We start from the raw sequence: 22,825 nt of genomic DNA, 5'->3' as shown, positions 1-22,825 counted from the left end.
CTTTGGGGTGCCGTCCGGCACTGCCCGCTTAATTCAAAGTTGCCAGCACCTCGCCTGCCTCTACGGACTGATTGACACTCACATTAATGCTCGCAATGGTACCTGCCTCCGGAGCAACAATCTCGTTCTCCATCTTCATTGCCTCAAGAATCATGATGGTCTGGCCAGCCTCAACGCTGTCGCCGACCTTTTTCTCGACACTCAGAATCTTGCCCGGCATCGGGGATTCGACTGTGATGCTGCCTGCAGCGCCGGCCGGTGCTGCTGCCGGAGCCGGTGCTGCCGCCGGAGCCGGTGCTACTGCCGGGGCCGGTGTTACCGGTGCGGGTGCCGCCGGCTGGAATGCCGGTGCCGCTGCCTGCTGGAATACCGGTGCCGCCGGAATCGTCACAACCGGTGCGCCCTGTGCCGCTGCGGTGATGCCCTCTTCAACCTGCACAACATAAACCTGTCCGTTCACGGTAATGGTATAGTTCTTCATTGTATTTTCCTCCTCAGTCTATCCTTGAGATGTGTGTAATTGCTGTGTTGTATCTCTTAATGTCTTCTTCTCTTGCTGTTGCCGCGTCTTCTGAGAGATTTGACAACCAGACCGTCAGGTCCCGGGTCCTCCCCTTCTGCCGCAAGTGCTGCCGCTGTCAGAACTGCGAGCATCTGTGAATCTAACTGCGGCTCTTCGTTTGCTGCGACAGCTGCCGCCAGCACGGCGACCGTCTCAGCCGGAACGGATTCGCTTTCAACCGCGGTTTCTTCCGGCGCGGAGATGCACTGCACTTTTGTGCCTTCCGGCACCTGTGCCGCTTTGACCTGCTCCGCACTGATTCGCTTAGAGACATTCTTGGCGCTCTTCGGCATGCGCTGAATCGCAGCCACCTTCTCTTTATATTCCCTTTCTTCCTTCTCGATGGCCTCTTTCCGGCTCACCCAATCGTGAATGTACTTGAAACGACTGATCAGGAAGGCAATGAAAATTAATACCGCAAAGACGGTACCCATTCCGATAATCAGATTGAGCCCGGCGCTCTCGAATTTCTCCCCGAGCGTCTCAACCTTGCTGAAATTCAGCTCGGTGATATCACCGCTCGAAACCTGATACCCAAGGTGCGCAACGACCTCACGATCACCGCAGTGCGCCTTGACAGTGACCAGAATATTGTCGTCATCCACTTCTTTGGCTACGGCATCATCCACCGCGGTCACATCACCGACATCTTCCCGAATGGTCTGCCAGCTTTTCAAGCCGTCTGCCATTTTGGTTTCGCCGTTTGCCTCAAACTGGTCAATGTAATTCTGCAGCATAGCCTCATCGAAGCTCATGATGGTACTGATATTCTTCTTAGCGCCCTGTTCTGCGGAATCCAGTACTTTCTGGTCAATCTTCGCAAAAGCGGAGAACGGAATCAGAACTGCCAGCGTGAGGCACAGAGCTACGGTGAGAAGAAACTGTTTTATTCTCTGCTTCATCCCGACACCCCGCTCAGACCGTGCCATGTTTCTTGGCAGGAATTTCCTCATTCTTCGTGAAAAGCATCTCAAAGGCTGCGATAACGCGCTTTCTCGTCGTTTCCGGTGCAATGATATCATCGACATAGCCGCGCTTTGCCGCGCTCATCGCCGATCCCTGCTTCTCCAGATACTGTGCCTTCTTCTCTTCGAAGAAAGCGGTCTTATTCTCAGCCTTTTCAAGCTCGGAAGCGTAGAGAATCTTGACGGCAGCGCCGGCATCGATCAGCGCCAGCTCCGCATTCGGCCAAGCATAAACAATGTCTGCGACCGCCCGAGGCGCAAATACATTTGCCAGCAGACCGTGTGCCGTGCCGTTCAGCAGTGTCACTTTCGGTACGGTTGCCTCTGCATAGGCGTTAATCAATGCCGCAACCGCCTGCGGCAGACGCTTCTCATTGCAGAGCGTCTTCTCAAAGCCCGCGCTGTTCACGACCGTGAGGAGCGGAATGCTGAACGCGTCACAGAATTTTGCAAAGCGCGCCGCTTTCTCGATGCCGCGGAAACAGACTTCTCCGGATGCCGCCGCAATCGCACCGACCGTGCAACCGTTCAGACGAATAAATGCTGTGGTCACCGAGCAGCCGTAGTGCTGTCCCGGCTCACAGACAAAACCGTCATCCGAAATCGCGCGAAGCACGCCCGCACCGGAAGCCTGCACGACCTCCGGAACCAGGCGGTTCAGGCTGTCCTCGCAGTCACCGTAGGTATCATCGTCATCGTTGCTGGACGGAAGAATACCGACCAGCGCACGAATCCCTGCCGCAATTTCTTCCTGCGTGCCGACAAAATCCGCCGTACCGCTCTCTTCACTCCGGAACTCCGCCGATGCTGTGTCGAGTTCTGCCTCGGTGTTGCCGGAGATTGCATTCGGCGCATGGAAAAAGAGCTTGGCATCCTTTTCCATGAAGGTAAAGTCAGCGAGTGCCGCGCTGACCGCAAGACTTCCGCCACAGAGACCGTATACCGCCTGAATCTGCGGGACCACGCCGCTCGCGAGTGCCTGCTCACGATAGAGGGAACCGAACGCAAACAGTGCGTCCGTCGCCTCGGCAAGTCTCACACCGGCACAGTCAATGAGTCCAATGACCGGTGCTCCCATTTTGACTGCGAATGCATACAGCCGTCGAATCTTCTTCGCGTGCATCTCACCCACGGAGCCGCCGAAAATCTCGGGGTCCTGTGCGTAGATGTATACGAGTTTGCCGTCGATGGTTCCGTAACCGGTCACGACGCCGTCCGACGATGCTTCCTCAGAAGCTGCGCCGAAGTCTGTACTCCGCGCCGTCACATAAGCGCCGAGCTCCACGAAACTGTCCTGATCCAGTATCTCGCGGATTCTCCGGGCCGCCGTCGAATCATTGATATGACTCATATTGCAACCTCCGTTATACAATTTTAGCCGATTGTCATCGTACATATTTTAGAAGTTTTGCATAAAAAAAGCAAGTACTTCGGCGCTTCTGAAGTACTTGCCTTTTTCGATATCTGCTATCGTTCTGCGGAAGATGTAGCGCTTTTTTCGGGGCTCACTCCCACGCTTTGTACTTTTCCGTAAATCCGACTTCTCCTGTCTTCGGAAGGCGACGCTTTCTCTTCTTGTCGCCGCTTGTCTGCTTCTTTCTGCGACCGCCGCTCTTGCTGTCAAGCTTTTCCGTCTTATCGGTATTCGCTGCGCGTTTGTTCGGATCTGCGTTATTCAGCTTGTCCGTCGTATCGGAATCGCCGCTCTGTGTCGGCGTGGTCGCAATGTTTACGCTCGGTGTCGGCGCGATGTGCTTGCCTCTGCCGTTGCCGCGGCTGCTGCTTCCGCCGCGACCGCCGCCACTTCCGCCGGACGTGTTGTCGCTGTCGGAGTCGTCGTACATCGCAAAGAGCGTGATGTCGTCGTAGACCGGCTGACTGAAGTCGTAGGGCTGTCCGTCCAGGTACCAGCCTATGAACTTGCCGTAGCTTCGCACCGGCTTTCGGATCGGTTCACTCGCCGTCCGGCCTTCGCGTACCTTCTGGCTCTCGAATGGTCTCCAAGCGCCGTTGCCGTCAAAGCTCACGATGTAGTTCGGTTTCTCGAACTCGTTCGTGAAGACCGCCCCGGTCACTGTCTGGCCTCTCTTTTCCATGGTCCGGGTCGCATTGAGGACAGAACCTGTCTGCGTGACCACGTAGGTGACGGTCACCGGATCCGAATCGAAGCTGAATCCGCGTCTGCCGATCGGCAGCTCGGAGATTTCGTAAACGTAGGTGCCCGGCAGCCGGAAGCTGATGTCTCCGAACTCTCCGGTTCCCGCGCCCTGAATTTCGAGCTGCATCTCCTGGTTGCCTCCCGCCGCGAGCGGCATCGGGAGAACCCCTGCCGCCTCCGGTGCTGTCGTGCTGACCGCGCGGAGCAGGAAGGTAAAGGTTCCCGCATTGTGCGGTGTTCCGCCGGTAATGATCTTCTGCACCGGCGGGTCGTGAAGGACCGCAGGTGTTGCCGGCACCCAGACCGCGTAGAGTGTGACTGTCGCGCCGTCCGAAGTCGTTACGTTCGTGACCGGCTGCCCGTCCGTGAAGTCTGTCGTACTGCTGCCGGGTGTGCGGCTCCAGCCGCCGAAGGTATAACCCGGGCGCGCATACTGATTCGGTGACAACGGATTCGTATCTCCGCCGCCAAAGTGCGAATCCGTCATGCTGCCGATTGAATACGGCGTTCCGGAATCATAGCGCACCGTATAGCGCTTTTGGCGGTAGACTGCGTGAATCGTGAGATCCCCTGTCAGCGGCTCGTCAAAGTTGTAAGTAGAGCCGTCCGGCTTTGCCCAGTGATCAAAGACATAATTCGTCTTGTTGTCCGGACGCGCGGTCTCGGTCGGCGTGCTGCCGTGAACCGCATTCGTATCCTGAGAAATGACCGCATTCTGATGGCCCGGATCCGCATCCGGCGCATCCTGCACTGTCACGGTATAGTGGCGGAGTGTCCAGCCGGCTGTCAGAATCAGGTTTCCGGTCACCGGTGTCGCAAAGTTCGCCGGACTGCCGTCCGGGTTCTGCCAGGTTGTAAAGGTATAACCGGTGCGACTGCCCGCCGGAGAGTCGCCGACCGTAGGCGGTGCAATCACCGGGTCGCCGTAGACAATGATCTGCGGTGCCGGGGTCACGCTGCCGCCGTTTGCGTTAAAGCTCACGGTGTAGCGCGGCAGAAGGTAATCGTTCGTAAAGCTGGGCTCCGTTGCGGTACCGTATGCAACCGGTGCCGAGAAAGTGCCGCCCGCCGTCTGCTTTTCAACCGTCACGCTGCCGTTCATCACGGTTCTGGCCTGCGTGATGTGATAGGTCAGCCGGTACACTGCCGTGTCGTACGTGTAACTGCCCTGTGCCGCCGCCGGACTGCCCGCAAGCGCAGTGCCCGCAAGTTCGCGGAGCTCATAGACATAGTCACCCGCAAACAGGAAACGAATCGAACCTAACTGCTCGGTGCCGTCCCCCGTATGCGTCACGGTGTAGGTCTGCGCGCCGTGTGCATTGGCCGGCATCGGCAGCGTTGTCATGCCGGGCGCGGTCGTGCTGACAGCCTTCAGCTCAAAGCGGAAGGTCTCGGGTGTCAGCGGCGTGGTCTCACCGGTCAGCAGTGTCCGGTGTGCCTCTCCGCCGAGTATCTTTGTGAGTGCCGGATTGTGGTCAAACGGTGTCACAGCTGCCCAAATAGCGTAGAGACGTACGGTGCCGCCGTTGGTCGGTGTCAGGTTGTTGACCGAGACGCCGTCATAATAAGCCGGTGTGGTCGCTGTCGGACTCGTGTCCCAGCCCATGAACTGATAGCCCGGGCGGTCAAAACCGTTCGGCGGCAGGTTCTGCGGCGTGTCATAAGTCATGCTGAGGTTCGGCATGTTGCCGTTCACCGTAGTCCCGCCTGCGTTCGGCTCAAATACTACCGTATACGTATTCGGCGTATACACCGCATGTATCGTCGTATCGCCGGTCACCGGAGATCCGAAGGTATAAGCCGTGTTGTTCTGATCTTCCCAGTGATCGAAATGGTATCCCGTCTTGTTCTCCGGCTGCACCGGTGCCGTAAGGCTTGTGTCGCCGTGCGCCACATTGTTATGCTGCGCAAGCTGATTGTTTTGGTGCCCCGTATCCGCGTCCGGAGCATCCTGCACCGTTACGATGTAGCGGTTAATCTCCCACTTCGCATGCAAAGTTGTGTTCGCATGAATCGGCGTCGAGCCAAACGGGAACTGCGTTCCCGCCGCATCCGTCCAGTAGAGGAAGTGGTAGCCCGTCTTCTCTCCCGCCGGGGAGGTCGGGGTTCCCGCTGCATTGTTCTGAACCGGTGGCACGGTTGCATAATCGCCGTAGCGCACGCTCTCGTTTGCCGGGGTATGGCTGCCGCCCTCTGCGTCATACTGCACCGTGAGACGCGGCAAGGTGTAGCGGTTCTCAAACCGCAGTTCGGTCGCCGCTGTGCTCGCACCGCCGCTCTGCTTCGTGATACTTCTCGTCACCGTGAGGGAATTTCCCGTTCCCGCGCCGAGTGCGCCCGCGCTCTGCGTCACCGTAAAGGTAATCGTGTAGACAGCGGGATCGTAGCTGTAGTACTGTGCGGAGCCCGCGGTCTCCTTAAGGGTATAGACATAGGTACCCGGGTAGCTAAAGGTAAAGAGACCCGCCGGGAAGTTTGCAACCGCGGCCGCTCCTGCGGTCGCCGCTGCGCTGCCCGCTGCCGGAACCTGCAGCTGCGCGCTCGGAAGCGCATAGCCCATAGTTCCCGCCCCCGGGGTCACCGTGATGCCCGAAGCGGCACCGCCGCCCGGCACTGCCGGAAGCACCATTGTTGTGCCTGTCGGGGTCGTGACGGACTGTAAGACAAAGCGGAAGGTATCCGGCACCAGGGGTGCGGTCTCGCCGCCTTGCAGCGCACCGAAGTCTCCGAAGAGGAGCTTACTCACGTCGAAGCTATCGCTGACCGGCGCGACCGGCTGCCAGATTGCATAGAGCGTCACCGTTCCGTTGTTCTGTGTTGTAAGATTCAGCACGTTGTCGCCGTCGTTCAAGTCGACCGTCGTGCCGCCCGCCGTGCGGCTCCAGCCCGCAAAGTAGTAGCCGGGGTTCGTATAGCCGTTAGCGGTGAGGGCTCGCGACTGATCATAGACATGCGCGGAATCCACCGTCGTTCCAGATGCGCTTGCCGCGTTCTTATCGTACTTCACCGTGTATGCATTCGGCGCATAGACCGCACGCACGGTGAGCGGTCCCGTGACCGGGTTTCCGAAGGTGAAGGTACTGTGATCCGCGTCGTTCTCCCAGTGGTCAAAGTGGTAGCCGGTTTTATTCTCCGGCGCGGTCGGCGCATTCAGCAGCGTGCCGTGCGCCATCTGTGCCCCACTGTTGTTAAAGATAACCTCGTTCGCATGCGGCGCGTCTGCCGATGCAGAGTCGAGCACCTGTACCGGGTAGGTATTGATCTCCCAGACTGCGGTCAGGGTGAAGTTTGCGCGCACCGAGCTGTTCACAAACTGGAACTGGGTTCCGTCCGCCGCCTTCCAGTGCTTAAAGTGATAGCCGTAGCGATCTCCCGCCGGGGAGGTCGCTACGCCTGCCGCATTGTTCTGTACCGGCGGCTCCGTCACGCGATCGCCGTAGCGATGCGTCTGGGCCGGGGGCGTAAAACTGCCCTGATCCGGATCGAAGCTGACTGTGTAGCGCGGCAGCTGATAGGTATTTTCAAAGCTTGCTGTCTGGACATTAACCGCCGCTCCGCTTACAGGATCCTGGTAGCTAATCGTCCGAACAAAACTAAGCGCATTGCCGAGACCGCTGCCGCTCTGTGTCACCACATAGGTAATCGTGTAAACGCGAGAGTTATAACCGTAGTACTGTGCGCTGCCCGCCTCTTCCTTGAGGGTGTAAACATAGGTGCCGGGCATCGTGAAGCTGAAGTTTCCGCTCGGGAAGGTAGCCCCCGCCGTTGCATTCTCGGTCAACACCGGGGAACCCGGGGTAATCAGCGAGAGGTCCGCACTCGAAAGCGTGTACTTGACCACCGGATTCTGACCCGGGGTCTCGTCGCGGGAACTCTCCTTCGCGGAACCTGTCGGCATGGGTTCTGCCGTGACATTTGCGGCCGTAAAGGAGGTGCCGGTCAAGGTGAACTTAAAGTTCTCCGTGAGAAGCGGTGCACTCTGGCTGTCCGGCAGCAGGCCGTAGTCTCCCTTTAAGAGCTTCTCGATGTTAAAGCTGTCATTCGCCGGGGTCACCGGTCTCCAGACCGCATAGAGCGTTAAATCACCGTCAATCTTTCCGGTCTTGATCGCAGCACCCGCCGCATATGCGGTGCCGGTGCCGTCCGGCTTTGTGTTCCAGCCGTCAAAGTAGTAGCCCGCGCGGACCAGCTGTGTGTCTACGCCTGCCGTTCCGGCAGAGCTCTTTGCCGTCGTCTCATCCGTGTGCGCATCCGTTCCCCCGTTTGTCACAGAGGGGTAGAGGCGCGCCCCGTTTGCGGAGATGCTGCCGCTGTCCGCTCCGTTGCCGTCGTACCTCACATCCGCCCAGACCGTTAACTTCACTTCTTTCCGGATGAGCTCGCCGTAGCCGTCGTCCGTTGTTAGGAGCAGGGTCGTGACACCGGTCTTCTGCGGTGTCAGGCTGCCGCTCACCGCGCCGCTTCCGTTCACCGCGACGAGATCCGTCGGCGCGCCCGTCAAAATGGAATAATTCACCGCCGGGTTAGCCGGGTTTGTGAGGGTCGGCGTCACAGTCGAGGCAGCATCCCCGACATGGAGAATCTGATCCGCGAGATCCAGGATCGGCAGGTTATAATAGCCCGCGTTCACATTGAGCAAGGTATACTGTCCCGCCGGAACGTTTGCGTTTACCGTGACCGCCGCCAGATTTGTCGTCCGGTCAAAGCGGGAGCTGATTGCCGGGTTTGTGCCCTGATCCTTCTTCACAAGCTTTCTCACGGGGCTCAGCGAAGAAGCGTCCGCCCGCACAACCCAGTTGCCCTCATGCGGCACATAGAGCACGTAGTAACCGTTCGCATTCGTCGTTCCGAAATAGGGTTGATTATTGTCATGCCGCAACACTTTCGTTACGCCGTCGGCTTCCAGGAGCTCCATGCGGACACCGCTTTGCAAGCTGTCCGTTCCGGCGTCATAGAGAGAATTAAAGTCATTCTCCTGGAACGCAATGCCGCTCAGCGTGAGATCGGAGAGCAGGTACTCTAGCTTATTGCTCGCCTGGCCGTTCGCACCGTAAAAGAGCGTCGGGCTCGTTCCCATGCGGAAATTTCCGTAGGCGACAAGCGCATCCATTTGATTGAGGATTTTTTTCTTTCTCCCGTGCAGCTGGTAGCGAAGCGTTACCGAGGCCTTTTTGCCGGCCGGCATCGTACTCACACTCAACTTCACCATCGTGATGTCCGCATCAGCAGGTTTTACTGAACTCCAGGCAGCCGCCTTGGCACTGGTATAGCCGTTCACCGCCGGGTTAGGATCCGTCGTATAAGAGACTGTATAGTTTAAGCCTGTGAGAGTCGTAGTATCAATGTCATAGTAATCCATTGAATACTGTGCCGCCGCCGTGGTCTGCGCAACACCGCCGCTCTGATAGCTGTACTGCTCTCCCGCCTTCGGCACCGGGATATAAATCTCCCAGTCATTGGTAGGACTTGTGTCGTCACTGGTCAGAAATACCTTCGCGCTGAAGATGTTCGGGTTGTTGTCCAGATCTCTGCTTGTCACGCGGTTCGAGCTCTCCTGGAAGGGCTTCGATGCCTGTGCGAGGGCAAGCAGACCGAGTGCCGTCACCTGATTGATTTTGTGCGGCACCAAGTTCGCGGCGTAGAGCATCTCTGCCTCATTGGCACTCGCTCCCGCCTTTGCGGAGGTCGCGTTGCCGTAGAGCGTGCCGCGGGGCGCATCCTGCACGAGCTGGTTGTTGTCGTTCGTAGTCTCGACCTCGACACCCTTGGAATTTCCACCGTTGCCGTCGCGGTTTGCGTCAAACTTGGTGTCAAGCCAAGCGCCCGGAATTGGCCTGAGGGTGACGGGATCCGCGGAATAGTCCGCCTGTAATTTGAAGCTCACATTGTAAATCCAGCCGGAATAGCCGTTGCCCACATTCTGCCCGGGAACCGCAATTTCACTGTCCAGCGCCTGGTCGGTCGAGAGCACCAGAATGCCGTAATCCGCATGTCCGGACTGTCCTGCACCGGTACCCGCAGGGATAAAGTTCACGCCAAGATTACTGACCGGAAACCATCCCATTCCGACTCCGGAGAGATTCGGGCGCAAGCCCTTCACCACAGCCGTGTTATCAACATAGGTGAAGCTCTTATCGACCTTTATATAATAGGTCGGGCGGACACCGAGACTTTTATTTGCGACCAGTTGTCTGGTAGCAGCCGATACGCCGAAGGGCAGATTTCCGCTGACCGTGAGTTCACGTCCCTGATAGGTGTTGGTACTTCCATATCCCAGCTGATTCGAGAAGTAGGGGATGTCCACGCGCTGCACCGCAATGCGGTTGCTGGCACCCTCTGTCGCAAAATGCGAGAGATCTGTCGTCAGGTTCTCGCCGTAGATGTTCTCGTAGTGCAGCTTTGCCTTGACCGTCAGCTTGTCATAGCTTGCGTCGGTATCCTTCTCGCTGAGCGAGCCGACCGAAATCGTGGTACCCGGATACTTCTTCGGAATGTCCTGCTCCACCAGAGAGAGACCGACACTCGGCAGCCGATGGTTTCCGCTCGTCCCTGTGAAATACTCCATCTTCGCCTGATTGTTTCCCCAGTTCAGCTCATTGGGAAAGCTCACTCTGATTGCTGTGATATAGGGACCGTTTTTCACATCAACCCCGGGTATCACATAGTGAATGCGGCCCTTTGCGGTCGACATGTAGCGGTAATATGCCGTATCTTCAATGTGCTTCACCGTACCGTCCGAAAGTGTCGCATCGAGAATGAAAGGCTGGTATACACTTGGCGACTGAAGGTCAAAGCTCACAGCATTGACGAGCGAGAGCAGCTGCGGACTCGTACCCGCAAAGTCGATGCTCGCGTTTTGGTACGAGATTTCAGGAATATCATTTCGATTCCAAGCCACCCCCGTGTTGTCGACTTGAATGCGGGTGAGTTCATATTCACGATGGCCGGGAAGTTCTCCCGCTACATGGAAGGCCTGTGCAACGCTATTTACCCGATAACGCGAAGGGTCAAGATGAGTGACTCTTCCCGGAATCAAGAAGGGGGTTCCGAAATGTGTTTTTTCCGCCTGAGACCAGGGATTCACATAGTAGTCCTGATCCAGGACCGAAATCCCCTTAGCTGCATCTCCGACCACCAGGGTCGCCGACTTGGCGCTGCTCTTTCTTGCGGAACCGTGGTACTGACTCAGCCCGTGAACGGTGCTATCCTGTGCCGGGTTGTGATCCACCTGCTCGCTCTTATAGTCGCTGTAGAGGCAATAGATCATGCTCGTAAAGTCAAGCTGCTTCGGCAGATCGGCCGAACCGTTTGTTCCGACCACAGCGTCATAGTTCAAATGCCCCGGATAGACGCGTTGCAAAAAGAAACGGTACTCCTGAAAGCCGCCGTTCATGCTGGTCTTAAAGGCATTGACCTGATCCGCCGCCATGACAATCTTTGTCGCATAGGGCGTTCCGAGGGCCTGACAAACAGCGTTTAAGTCATAGACCTTACCACCGAAGTTTCCGTTGTCGTTGGCATTCGAAAAGACACTCAATGCGGTATCCGAGTACATCGAGATACCGTCTTTTAGGAACGCCGGCAGTTCGGGATCGATGCCTGCCTGCTGCAGGTCATGGTAGTTCCCCGCGCTGTCCCAGACACCGAGGAGACGCAAATCTGCCTTCTCGAGATACTCCGTGATGGTGATGGCATCGCCCGCAATCTCCACGACCACCGGATCGTAATTCGGCTGTCCGAAGGCAATCGCATCACCGTTTGCATCCACATTGTAGTCCATGGTCTGCGGATTCTTGATGATGCGATAGGCACCAAGACGGTTGATCTCGGCATGGCGGTTTACCTCCATCAAGCCGCCGCCCACGGCTCTTGACTGAATGTCATCCGTCAGATGGCGGGTTCTGATTTTAAATTCCCGCTCGAAGGGCTGTCCGCCGTTCTCTGCGAGAATCTGTCGGGAGCCTACTTTTCGCTGCACCTTGGCCTCATAGTTGTCCGGAATGTCCGTGCCGTCCGAGAGGCGATGATGATAGGCGCGCAGCTTGAACGTGAACCAGTTCTTTTTGTTTCCGGCATTGTATACATTCCAGAAGGTAAAGCTACCACGGTGGTTGTACTCATACTCCTTTTTGAAGACCTCCACCCTAGCGATGTACTTCTTATTGCCAGCGACATTCGCATCGGTAAAGGTATAATCCTCCATTCCGCTTCCGTCGATGACGGTCTCGGTGACGCTCTGTCCGCCGTATTGGATGGTCTCCGGGGTATAGCCCGGGTAGAGATTACCCGGTACTAAGGTGCGAATTTCAAGCTGCCCGGTCTGCGCGTCCTTTACATAGAGGCGGTAGCCAAGGCCGTATTCCGGCGCAAGACCGAGCTGATTCAACCAAATCGGTGAGAGCGCTTCCTCGAAATCATAGGTAATGGATAGATCATCCTGAATCTTGAAGGCATCGCTGCTGTCGTCAAAACGGAATCCGGCCTTCACTTCCTGGGAATCCATGTACTCCGGCGATATCGCACTGTACTGCGGTACGGCATTCAGCGGATACTGGTAATAATCTCCGCCGTAGGTCAGATCCAAGGTGTCATTCGAGGTTTTAATTTTAACCGGATCTGTTCCCTGAATGAAATGGAACTGCAGCGGAGAACCGCTGTCCTGCCTGGTTCCGCCATACACACTGTTGTCCGCGTACTCAATGTAGGAGCCTGCGGCAGCCGTATAGCTGGTGTTGGTCCAGTCTCCCTGATAGAGCTGGTTATAGTACACCAGCGGATAATACTTCAGGTGGAAGGTGCCGGGCTTTCGGAAGAGGTCTATGTAGCTGAGTCCCGAGCCACTGACTGCCTCCGCATACTTATTGCTGCTAAAGGTCTGATAGAGCTGGCGCAGATTTACGACCACATCCCGGGTAGCCGGGGTGGGCGCATCCTGATAGTTGCCGAGTCTGGTCCAAGGCAGCTTGACGCCATCATCGGTCTCGTACATCCAGACCACGACTCCGCCCTGCTCAAACTGCGTGCCCTCGCCGGGTAGCGTCATATGAATTTTCGCATTCTCGCCGAGATAGCCCTCAGTCTTATGGACCTTAAATTCAAGCCCCTTTCGCAACCAGACCGGGTTGTTGCCGTTGTAGCCGTTTCCGATCAGGTTTCCTGTGCCCAGTGCTGCCAAAGCGGCGTCTGCCGCAGATGTCTCATAGTTGCTGATGGAAATCATGCGACGTCCGACCTTGGCTCCCGTGGGATTCGCAGCCGAAACCTGCCAAACACCGCCGATTTCGCCAGGCATAAAGGTATAGCTGTCCGAGGGATTACTGAACGTCATCGTCGGATTTGCCGCCGGTGTATTCAGGGTTAGGTCTGCGGTCTTATCGTGATCACCGCTGTCCACCGTATAGAGGGTAGGCGGCAGTGCCGGATTCGTAGAACCGTAGTTGTTAATTAAGCGCATGCGGAACGGAAACTCCCCCTGCGAAAGCGGGAGCTCCTTAATCAGCCGATTTGCATCCTGGACAAGCGTAATCTGTCCGCTGACGCTTGCCGTGGTCGCATCCGGTTTTGCGGTCAGCAGCCAGCTTCCGTCTGCAAGACGCCGCGAAGAAAAGCTCACTCCGGTCAAGCTCGGCGTCCCGCTCAGATCAAAGCCGGCCGGAATCCAGAGCTCCATGACAAGGTTATTGCGAACTATGTCCGAAATTTCACTCGGACGGAATGCGAACTGCACGCTGAAGGTTCTCGAATTAAATTTGCCGATTACAAAATCCGCTGGGGTATGGAATACCGCATTTGCGGGATCGAGCTTCAAGTAATTATTTCCCGCTGTGATGGTGCCGTCTTCTACCGCCCCTGTCCACGGGGCATAACCGCCCGCTGCCTGTCGGAACGCACTGTAGGGGGTTGCGAGCAACCTATTTCCAAACAGCGCATTACTCATAGACGCATTTGAACCGGAGGCACGCAAGCCTCCCGTGGAAAATAGCTGCATCCGCGCACCAAGCGGTCTGTCATCCAGTAGCTCTGCGTCTTCGGTAAAATCCTCATCTTCGTCCTCATCCTGACTCCGAACCAAGGGAATATAGCTGTCTCTCCCAACGGCTGCCAGCGTTTGTAACGGCATTCCCTCGAGGGTCAAGACCAGCGCTGTCAAAATGGCCAGGGCCCGTCTTCCGAACTTCCGACATCCCTTCAACATGGAAACCTCCCACCTGTATCACACGCAAAGCTCTCTGAAAACGACTTGCATTCATGTATATATTTTTAAAATTATTTTAACTTTTCTTTTCGTTTTCTTCAACCGAAAGTAATGATTTGAAGCAAGTATACAAAAAAGCACAATCGCCCTCACCCGTAAAACGGGTGGTTCGGGATGCGGGCTATAAGCCCGCGTTACTAGCCAGCGTCTAAAGGCGCTGGCTTTCTCTTTGTGCCTCCCAGGAAGCAAAAGCTTCCTGGGAGCTCCGTTCAAGCCACCTTGCTTTTATCACCCGGCTGCCCCTAAAGGGGCAATTATTGGCTCAATTACCTTTGATCCGTTCCAGGCTTCGCCCCGAACGGATCCTCGTACTCCTTCACGCTCATCTTGTCTTGGAGGATATCGGCTCTCTCTTGGTCTTGGATATACTTTCTTACCGTCGCATCATTCAATCCCACGGTACTTACATAGTATCCCTCTGCCCAAAAGTGCCTGTTCCCAAACTTATACTTCAGATTCGCATGCCGATCGAACATCATCAGCGAGCTTTTCCCTTATCAGGTAGCCCATGAAAGACGACACACTAATCTTCGGCGGTATGCTCACTAACATGTGCACATGGTCTGGCATCAAATGTCCTTCTATAATCTCTACGCCTTTGTATGCGCAAAGATCATGCAGGATTTGAGCCAAATCCTTCTTGTATTGATTGTAGATTATTTTTCGTCTATACTTTGGTGTAAAGACGATATGGTACTTGCACAGCCATTTGGTATGTGCAGCACTATTAGCCTTTGGCATGAAATCACCTTTCCTTTCTCAGTAGTGGCTTGGACACCTCTATTGTACGGAAAGGTGATTTCTTTGTTAAACGATTTGTCTCCACCCGCATAGCGGGTGGGTTTTTGCTTCGCAACGGTTCACTTGCTTTGCAAGCGAACCACGCTCAGCATGCTAAAGCCAAAAGCTTCACAAAAAGAGGCACTGTCGAAACAGTGCCTCTTTTTGTGACCGAGATATTTTGTTACTTTGTCTGTTCCCGTCTGCGCTTCTCTTCCGCAAGCAGTGCATAAGCTGCAAGCGTCAGCGTTGCCAGTTGCGGGAGCGGGTTTGAAATCGGCACCTCTCCGGTCTTAGGCAGCTTGCCCCGCTTGCTTCTCTTCGAGGTACCTGTGACCACAGTTGTCTTGTGACGCTCTGTCGGAGAATATGTTCACGTGAAAATAAGCGGCAAAGAAATCCACCGCCCGCTGCAACAAATGATCGCCCGCCTTATGGCCGTACCGGTCATTTGTCTGTTTTAGTCCGTTCAAGTCGAGATAAACCACCCCGACGGAACGCGGCACATTCCGTTTCATCAGTGCCCTTCGTTGTGCTTCCATTGCGTTCCGGTTCTTGATGTTTAGGAACGCATCGGCCTGCGCCGCGCGTAGCAACCTCTCTTCTCTTCTCCGGTAACCGAGCTCTGTCGAGAGCAGGAGGGCCAGAGAACGACAACTCTTTCGGACACGGAGATTCTGAAACAGAGAACCGCAACCTACGACCAGAGTCCCAAACGTTACGCCGCGGCTCTCCAGCGGAAGGCGGAACACAAACCTGACCGCCCGCGTTCCGGCAGTCCGACAGCTCAACTGTCGCCTCCGTTCTCCCTGTTCCAGGTGAATCGCCAGTGCCGGAAGTTTTAATCCGCGCGCTGCCGTGCGCAAAAAGCGCTCCAAGCCCCGCCTGGTGCTGTCTTCCTTCAAGATTTCCAGGCACTGGATCATCAAATCCATACTATCTCTCATGTCCTTACTCCTGAAATGTCTCTGCTCGTATCCTTAAGATATCCGCAAGAAAGCATACTCTAAATATGACGGGAAGTCTATGACCGCGCTCGAACTGTAAACAAATTGTAAATTTCTTCTTTATTATGTATTCATTTCCAGAAATGTATACAGTTCAAAAAAAAGAGCGACGGAAACACTGCTTCCATCGCCCTTTCTGTAAAATCCGTTTTAGTTATTGATCAGCTTGGAATCCTCGTTGTTCCAGCTGTAGAGCTTTCTGATCTCCTTGCCGACAGACTCCGAAAGATGCTCGGAAGCCTTTCTGCGCATTGCCTTGAAGTGCGCCTGACGTCCGGCCGGGCTCATATCAAGCAGGAACTGATTTGCAAAGGTTCCGTCCTGAATATCCGAAAGGATCTTCTTCATCGCCTTTCTCGTCTCATCCGTGATGAGCTTCGGACCGGAAACATAATCACCGAACTCAGCCGTGTTGGAAATCGAGTAGCGCATGCCCTCGAAACCGGACTGATAGATGAGGTCAACAATGAGCTTCATCTCATGGATGCACTCGAAATATGCGTTTCTCGGATCATAGCCCGCCTCAACCAGCGTATCGAAACCTGCCTGCATCAGTGCGCAAACACCGCCGCAGAGGACAGCCTGCTCACCGAAGAGATCGGTCTCGGTCTCGATGCGATAGGTCGTCTCCAGCAGACCCGCTCTCGCGCCGCCGATTGCCGCGCCGTATGCGAGTGCCTTCTCCAGTGCCTTGCCCGTTGCATCCTGCTCCACCGCAATCAGCATCGGAACGCCCTTGCCATCCAGGAACTCACTGCGAACCGTGTGACCCGGTGCCTTCGGGGCGATCATCGTGACATCGACGAACTTCGGCGGTGTGATGAGACCAAAGTGAATGTTAAAGCCATGTGCGAACATGAGCATGTCGCCCTCGTTGAGGTTCGGCTCGATGTCCTTCTTGTACATATCCGCCTGCAGCTCATCGTTGATCAGAATCATGATGATATCTGCCCACTTTGCAGCCTCGGCATTGGTCTTCACCGTGAGACCCTGCTTCTCTGCCTTCTCTCTCGACTTGGAGCCCTCGTAAAGACCCACGCAAACATCAACGCCGGAATCCTTCAGGTTCAGCGCATGTGCATGACCCTGACTACCGTAACCGATAATCGCAACCTTATGTCCCTTTAAAACGGAAACATCGCAATCTTCCTGATAATAAATCTTCAGTGCCATACTATTTTCCTCCATCTTTTTCGTGTCAACAAAAGCATTATCAAAAAAGACCGAATTCTGCGACTCTCAGTCCGCGAAAGAACCCAGTTCTGATAACCGAATTTACGGCAGATATCTCACATCTTCCGCACCGCGCGAAAGTCCTGTGATACCTGTTCTCGCAAGCTCCAGAATCTCATACTCTTCCAGTAGCTTGAGCAGTGCGTCCAGCTTGCTCTGATCTCCGGTCAACAGTATCGTGAGAGAGCTCTTGCCTACATCCACAATACTCGCGCGAAAAATCTGCACAACCGCATGAACAGATTCCCGCTGTCCTGCATTCGCACGTATTTTGACCATCATGAGCTCACGGTAAACACTTCTATCTTCCGGCAACCGCTTGATATCCTTGACATCCTCGAGCTTTCGAATCTGCTTCTCAATCTGCTCCAGTACATCATCGTCGCCGTTCGAGACTACCGTCATTCTTGTGTAGCGCGGATCTGCCGTGACGCCCGCCGTAATGCTCTCGATATTATAACCCCGCCGCGTAAACAGACCCGCAATGCGGCTCAGAACGCCGGGCGTATTGTCCATCAAAAGCGAAAAAACGACTCTCATCTGCATTTCCTCCGTGTATACGCGAAATATGATAGCAACGGGGCAAAAAAAAGTCAACTTGCCCCCCTGTTATCCCGTTTACCATTCTGCCGCGTTTTGCTGTCTTTCCCGACACTTTCTCTCTCGGCTTTGTGAGGAATTCACAGCTCTTTCCCAAGCCCTGCCGAAATATGTCGATTTGTCCAAACAATCAGAACCATTCCGCCTTCTTTTTTCCAAAAACACGAATCGCGTGCAAGACATAACTCAGATTGCTTGCAAGCAAAAAAACAAACAAAGGGAAGGCCATGGGAATTCGGAACGGCATCTCTCCGGTTTTCGGCAGTCGGGCGTGCCTATGCTGCTCGAAAGATTCTGTTGCAGCCACGAGTTTTGTGCTTCTCTCCCCATGTTCCGGAGAGACACTTTCATGCAGTACCTCTGCCCGCGCATCCGCCCTCTTCTGCGGCACCGGCTCTATCCTCTCGCCGTCCTCGCTCCCTGCACTCCCTGTTTTCTGCTCCCGCGTTTCTTCGTTCACAGCTCCGTTCGGCAAAGCCTGCCTCTGCCTTCCGCCGTTGCCGCTACTGTTCCCGCCACCGATATTGTCGCTCTCCTGTTCCTTCTGATAGCGCGCCACCAGAGCGATATCGTGTGTCGTTCCCGCCGGTATTGTGTGAATAAATTTTCCGCCGACAAGCTGCCAAGTCCAAAAGCGCATGCCCTGCTTCACCGAACCATAAGGAGAAATTTCATCTTCGATGGTAAACTCGGTCGGATTTTGCGTGTTGTTCACGCCGCCCGCCGTATCGTAACGGATGCGATAGCGTATTGGTTCCCAAATCGCACGGAAGGTCAGCTCTCCAGCGCTGCTCGCTTGAATCCGATTGTCCGCGACTCCGGGGGCGCCGCTCTTCTCCCAGCGTAAGAATGTGTACCCGATGCGATACGGCGTAGGCAAGGTGATGTCGGCATCTTCCGCAGTATAGGACTGCGGCAACGCAGGAAGTCCCTCCACACGACTGTTTACCGTCTCGCCGAGCTCATAGTGAAGCGGATACCGATTCAGTGTCCAGACGGCAGTCAGCGTTCTGTCTCCCGTGCTCCCCGCCGGAATATTTGTGACGGTCTGTCCGTTCTCAACCCAAATGCCGGTATACCCCTGTCGCTGCGGCGGCACAAGAGGCACCTCCCCCTCAATCGTATACCTGTCGGGATTGACTGCCGGATTGATTGGCATATGACTGCCGCTACCGCCGTTCAGATGATACTGCAACCGATATGATTTGATCTGCCACTTCGCATAGTAAGTCTTCGGCGTTGCGTCCGTTGCCGGGAAATCTGTGACCGACCCGCCCGCAAAAGCGGCATTATCGTACCAGCCAAGGAAATCATAGCCCCTACGGAAAGCCGGACTCAGTTGAATTGCGCCTCCCTCATTGGTCTCTATGCTATAGCGCAGCAGATTACTCGCCGGGACGATTGCCGGATTCGTTGCGGAATCATTCAGCTCATACCGCACCGGATATTGCAGCGGTGCGCTCCACTTCGCGTAATAATGCTTGTTCTCTGCGTCCATGGTGCGGAGCGTTGTGACCGGCGCACCGAGCAGTGCGGCATTGTCGTACCAGCCCTCAAAAGCATAACCCGGTCTGCTTGCCGACTGCATCACAAAATCCGCATCTTCCACCGTATATCCTGTGATCCCTTCATTCGGATTCACCGCCGGAGGTCCGGACAGTGTCCCGTCATTCAAATCCCACTGTACCGTATAGCGTATCGGATTGCTCCATTTTGCATAAACCGTATGGTCCTGCGCGCTGACAGGGTGAATGGTCCGGATTGAAGTCGTAAAACCAGGGTCTCTGTACCAGCCTTCAAAGACATAACCTGTCCGAACCGGTGCCTGCAGAGAGATGTCCGGATCCGTGACCCGGAAGCCGTTCGGATTCGACGCGGAATTGCGCGCAGCATGCCCTGCCGGTGCATCATCGTTCAGACGATAGTCAATCGCATACGGGAGCGCAGCGCCCCACTTCGCATAATAGTCGGTCGGATTCGTGTCGCCCTGCGTTGTATCAATCACTGTAGGCGCCGGAACAGTCAGGGCGGCGTCGGTAAACCAGCCCTCAAAGGGATACCCCGCCCGGGTCGGCGCTGCGAGTGCGTAATTCGGCGTCTCAACCGTATACCCCGTAACCCCTGCATTCGGATTGCTCGCCGAGTGTCCGGCCGGTGTCGCATCATTTAAGTGATAGGTGAGCGCATAGCGCTTCTGTGTCCACTTGGCATAATAGTGACGATTTCCCGCCGGTGCGTGGTTCGTGATAAGCCTTGTGACCGGCGCAACGGTGAACGCCGGATCTTCATACCACCCGTCAAACGTATACCCTTGCCAGACCATGGGGGCAAGATTGATATCGGTATCCGTGACTTCATAGCTGCTCACGGTGTTTGGGTTTGTGCCGGGTGCCGTCCGGGAGACTGGATGCACATTATCTGTATACCGTATTGTATAGGTGTTTTTCGTCCAATTTGCCGTCATTGTGACAACGGCGCCGTTTTCCCGCGAGAGCAATGACGGTGTCGCCCCATCCGCATAAGTCTGACCGTCCGAACCTGTCCATCCGCTAAAGGTATACCCATTGACGGCAAAGCGGTTTTGTAAATCGGCCGATGCGTTACCGACCATATGCTGATCCGGCATAATTCCTGTGACTGTCTGACCGGCAGGCGTGTTGGCAAGAAACTTCACTGTATATTGATGCGGATTTCGTGTGACCGTACCCGGCAAGTAGGTGACGGTATATGTCCCGATTGCAGTGCTGCCTGCGCTCCCGTTGTCAAAGTCGGTCGAATTTTCCGCACTGACCGGCAAGGTCGGATGCACATCTGCGGTCGAACTGTTGTCAAAGTTCACCGTAAGCGCACGCACGCGGTCGTTGCCCAAGAGGCCGGTGACGGTAGCATCTGCCGTGCTCCAGGTAAGCGGTTCGGTCGCTGTCACGGTTCGGTCGTTCATTCGAACTGTGAGCTGTCTTGTCACGCTTCCGCTTCCCATATTGCGGAAGCCTCCGTAACTTCCCTGAATATACAGCTGACTTGCCGGATTGCTTGCATCTATGCTGCCATGATTTACCACACTGCTACCGGCGGGAACGGTCAGTGTGTGTCCGTTTAAATCCAGGCTCACATTGGCCGGGATATCGCCTGTCAGCGTTGTGTCACCAATCAGAGTAAGCGGCGCATTGCCGTTTTGTCCCGCCCAGGTCACGGCCTCATCCGCAGTCTGAAAATAATATCGCTGTCCGTTTCGCTCGGCATACACCGTCGATGCTGTATGCAACGGAACTACCTGCTCACTTGTGGAGCCCGTCCTCTTGTAACCGCTGAACTCGATATAAAAGCCTTTGACATCCAGGCCGCCTCCCGTGTATTCACTCACATTGTGGAGGTCATTCCAGTGTCCCGCATTGTGTACCTGCATGACGGACTCATAGCCCGAGACATACGGGCCGCCATGCATGCCGCCCGATGAATTCGGCTCATAGGTCATACCGCCTGTCGGCTCAAAATGAGAATAAATGCCGTAGGGCGTGTTCAGCGCATGACCGTTGCCGGTAGGCGTGGAGCCACCGTTTCCTTGCTCGTAATACTCAATGCCCGTCTCCGGTCCGTTCTGCCAGCGAAAACGCCGATGCGCCCCGCTGCCCGTAGAGCCGCTGAGACTTTGGTTGGCAAAAACAGAACCGGCTGTTCTGCCGGGAGCCAGGTTATCGGTCCAGTTCGGCACCGAATCACTGTCGTTAATGCCCTCAAAACGTGCGCCGCCGGACCAGGCCCCGATATTGGTCGCCGTGACCTGATTCAGAATATTGTCCTCTGCCGCCGAAGTGACTGTGACCAGGTAGCCCTGCATCCCGTCAAGGTAGGTCTGCTTTGCCAGATTATAGCTCTCCGCCCAACTGATTAAACGCTTCGGCTGCGGCTCTACATACATATAGTAGTGTTCCGCACTGTCGCCCGGCATGGGATTCGGAATCGTGGCTTTCGTGAGCTTGATTGTCGCATTCTGCGGAAAACGGCTCGGACCGTTCCCGAGACTGATTGTGAGCTGTTGATTGGCTCCCTGACTCGCAAGGTGAAAGTGAAGCTTGTTCTCGAGAAAGGTCTTCGCCTCTGCCGGGGTGAGAGGCGTCGGAAAGATGATCTGATAAAACAAGTGGTTCGCATTGATGTCCGTAAACAGCTTGTAGTCATGCGAGTCTGCCCCCGGCGCATAGTCCGGAATGGAATCAATATAACCGGAGTCCACTTGTATGCTCATAGAGCTGATGCCGTTACCGGCCGTATCCAAAACAGTCACATCCTTCAGACGGTAATCCAGGCGATTATCATTGTCATAATCCAGCATCTTAAATTCTACGCCGAGCGTCGGGGTAGTCGCAGGCCTGTAATTGACAACCGCAAATGGCGAGAAATGCTCCGCAGCTACCTGCAAAACGGGAAGGTTAGCATCCAGTCCCTCGCGAAGCGTGTCAACCTTGTTGTTCGTTTCATCGATATGGAGCACCGAGACCGCCGCATCCGTGTTTTGCGCTTGGTCTGCCCCCATTTCGGTCAAGTCGGCAGCGACAATGCCGACATTACGAAAGGAAACTACCAACTTTCCCCTGCTGCTATCCGGCTGCACGACTTTGCCTGCCGCATTGAATACCGTCAAATCGCAGAGAAACTGTGTCGTCACAGCCTTGCCTTCCGTATCCGCATGTACACTTATTCGGGTAAGTACTTCTCTCTCTTCCTCTTCGGTCAGCCGCCTTGCTCTAAGCATTGCCCCTTCCGGCAATACACCGGCCGGAGCACTGGCCTCAATGGCAACACCATCGAGCTCTGTGCGCAATATCTTTGTCGCACTCGACGGTGTCCCCCAACCAGCGGCACCGGCAAAAAGGGCTTGCTGCTCTTTGACAGCTGTCGCTTCGGAGGGGCTCGCATTTCTGTTCCGTGATTTCTTCTGCACTGCTGCCGGCAACACCAGATCATTGATTAGTTCCGCATTTTCCCGAAAGTCCTCAATCGCCGGAGCGGCATAGACAGGTAGTGCCGCAGAAACATTCCATACAACCATAGCCGCACTGAGCAGTGCAGTCAGTATACACAGTATACATTTGGAGCGGTGGATTCTTGTCTTCATCGCTCGTCTCCTCTCCGATCTGTTCTAAAATCAACCTTCTAAGTATACTTTGTACCTCTCTGTCTGACAAGCTACAGATATAAAAGAGGCGCTGTGCTTCCGCACAGCGCCTCCCCCTGTTCTCGCGGATACCGCTTTTCCGCGATCCG

At 55.3% G+C, this 22,825-nt stretch carries 8 protein-coding genes and 1 pseudogene; all 9 read right to left on the bottom strand.

Translation table 11 applies throughout. From position 1 onward, the window contains the following. Positions 1–28 precede the first annotated feature (28 nt). The gene (locus tag HMPREF9623_RS01165; protein WP_009532058.1) at positions 29–481 is read right to left on the bottom strand and encodes a biotin/lipoyl-containing protein; all 453 of its coding nucleotides are present in this window, start codon (positions 479–481) and stop codon (positions 29–31) included. A 56-nt stretch (positions 482–537) separates the two neighbouring features. Next, positions 538–1,464, bottom strand: a complete 927-nt coding sequence (locus HMPREF9623_RS01160; protein WP_009532057.1) for an OadG family protein — start codon at positions 1,462–1,464, stop codon at positions 538–540. A 13-nt stretch (positions 1,465–1,477) separates the two neighbouring features. Beyond that, positions 1,478–2,878: a carboxyl transferase domain-containing protein gene (locus HMPREF9623_RS01155; RefSeq protein WP_009532056.1), complete on the bottom strand. Its 1,401-nt coding sequence runs from the start codon at positions 2,876–2,878 to the stop codon at positions 1,478–1,480. A 154-nt stretch (positions 2,879–3,032) separates the two neighbouring features. After that, a complete protein-coding gene (locus tag HMPREF9623_RS01150; RefSeq protein WP_009532055.1) occupies positions 3,033–13,880 on the bottom strand; it encodes an InlB B-repeat-containing protein in 10,848 nt (3,615 codons plus the stop codon). 326 nt (positions 13,881–14,206) lie between these two features. Further along, positions 14,207–14,681: pseudogene (gene tnpA, locus HMPREF9623_RS01145) on the bottom strand (IS200/IS605 family transposase). Positions 14,682–15,013: 332 nt separating this feature from the next. Next, entirely contained in the window at positions 15,014–15,667 is a 654-nt protein-coding gene (locus HMPREF9623_RS01140) for a diguanylate cyclase domain-containing protein (RefSeq protein WP_009532053.1), read from the bottom strand. Between the two features lie 210 nt (positions 15,668–15,877). After that, positions 15,878–16,900: a ketol-acid reductoisomerase gene (ilvC, locus tag HMPREF9623_RS01135; protein WP_009532052.1), complete on the bottom strand. Its 1,023-nt coding sequence runs from the start codon at positions 16,898–16,900 to the stop codon at positions 15,878–15,880. A gap of 102 nt (positions 16,901–17,002) precedes the next feature. Next, positions 17,003–17,506 carry an acetolactate synthase small subunit gene (gene ilvN, locus HMPREF9623_RS01130; protein WP_040799150.1) on the bottom strand — a complete coding sequence of 168 codons (504 nt, stop codon included), beginning with the start codon at positions 17,504–17,506 and terminating at the stop codon, positions 17,003–17,005. A 184-nt stretch (positions 17,507–17,690) separates the two neighbouring features. Beyond that, positions 17,691–22,676 carry an InlB B-repeat-containing protein gene (locus HMPREF9623_RS01125; RefSeq protein WP_009532050.1) on the bottom strand — a complete coding sequence of 1,662 codons (4,986 nt, stop codon included), beginning with the start codon at positions 22,674–22,676 and terminating at the stop codon, positions 17,691–17,693. Positions 22,677–22,825 lie beyond the last annotated feature (149 nt).

This window comes from Stomatobaculum longum, assembly GCA_000242235.1.
Classification (GTDB): domain Bacteria; phylum Bacillota; class Clostridia; order Lachnospirales; family Lachnospiraceae; genus Moryella; species Moryella longum.
The sequence above is the reverse complement of the archived record's forward strand: the minus strand, read 5'-3'. Positions and strand labels throughout refer to the sequence as shown.

What these genes read in the sequence shown, in the direction of transcription:
- HMPREF9623_RS01165 (WP_009532058.1), bottom strand. Translation starts at nt 481, where the DNA reads ATGAAGAACTATACCATTACCGTGAACGGACAGGTTTATGTTGTGCAG.
- ilvC (WP_009532052.1), bottom strand. Translation starts at nt 16,900, where the DNA reads ATGGCACTGAAGATTTATTATCAGGAAGATTGCGATGTTTCCGTTTTA.
- HMPREF9623_RS01160 (WP_009532057.1), bottom strand. Translation starts at nt 1,464, where the DNA reads ATGAAGCAGAGAATAAAACAGTTTCTTCTCACCGTAGCTCTGTGCCTC.
- ilvN (WP_040799150.1), bottom strand. Translation starts at nt 17,506, where the DNA reads ATGCAGATGAGAGTCGTTTTTTCGCTTTTGATGGACAATACGCCCGGC.
- HMPREF9623_RS01140 (WP_009532053.1), bottom strand. Translation starts at nt 15,667, where the DNA reads ATGAGAGATAGTATGGATTTGATGATCCAGTGCCTGGAAATCTTGAAG.
- HMPREF9623_RS01125 (WP_009532050.1), bottom strand. Translation starts at nt 22,676, where the DNA reads ATGAAGACAAGAATCCACCGCTCCAAATGTATACTGTGTATACTGACT.
- HMPREF9623_RS01150 (WP_009532055.1), bottom strand. Translation starts at nt 13,880, where the DNA reads ATGTTGAAGGGATGTCGGAAGTTCGGAAGACGGGCCCTGGCCATTTTG.
- HMPREF9623_RS01155 (WP_009532056.1), bottom strand. Translation starts at nt 2,878, where the DNA reads ATGAGTCATATCAATGATTCGACGGCGGCCCGGAGAATCCGCGAGATA.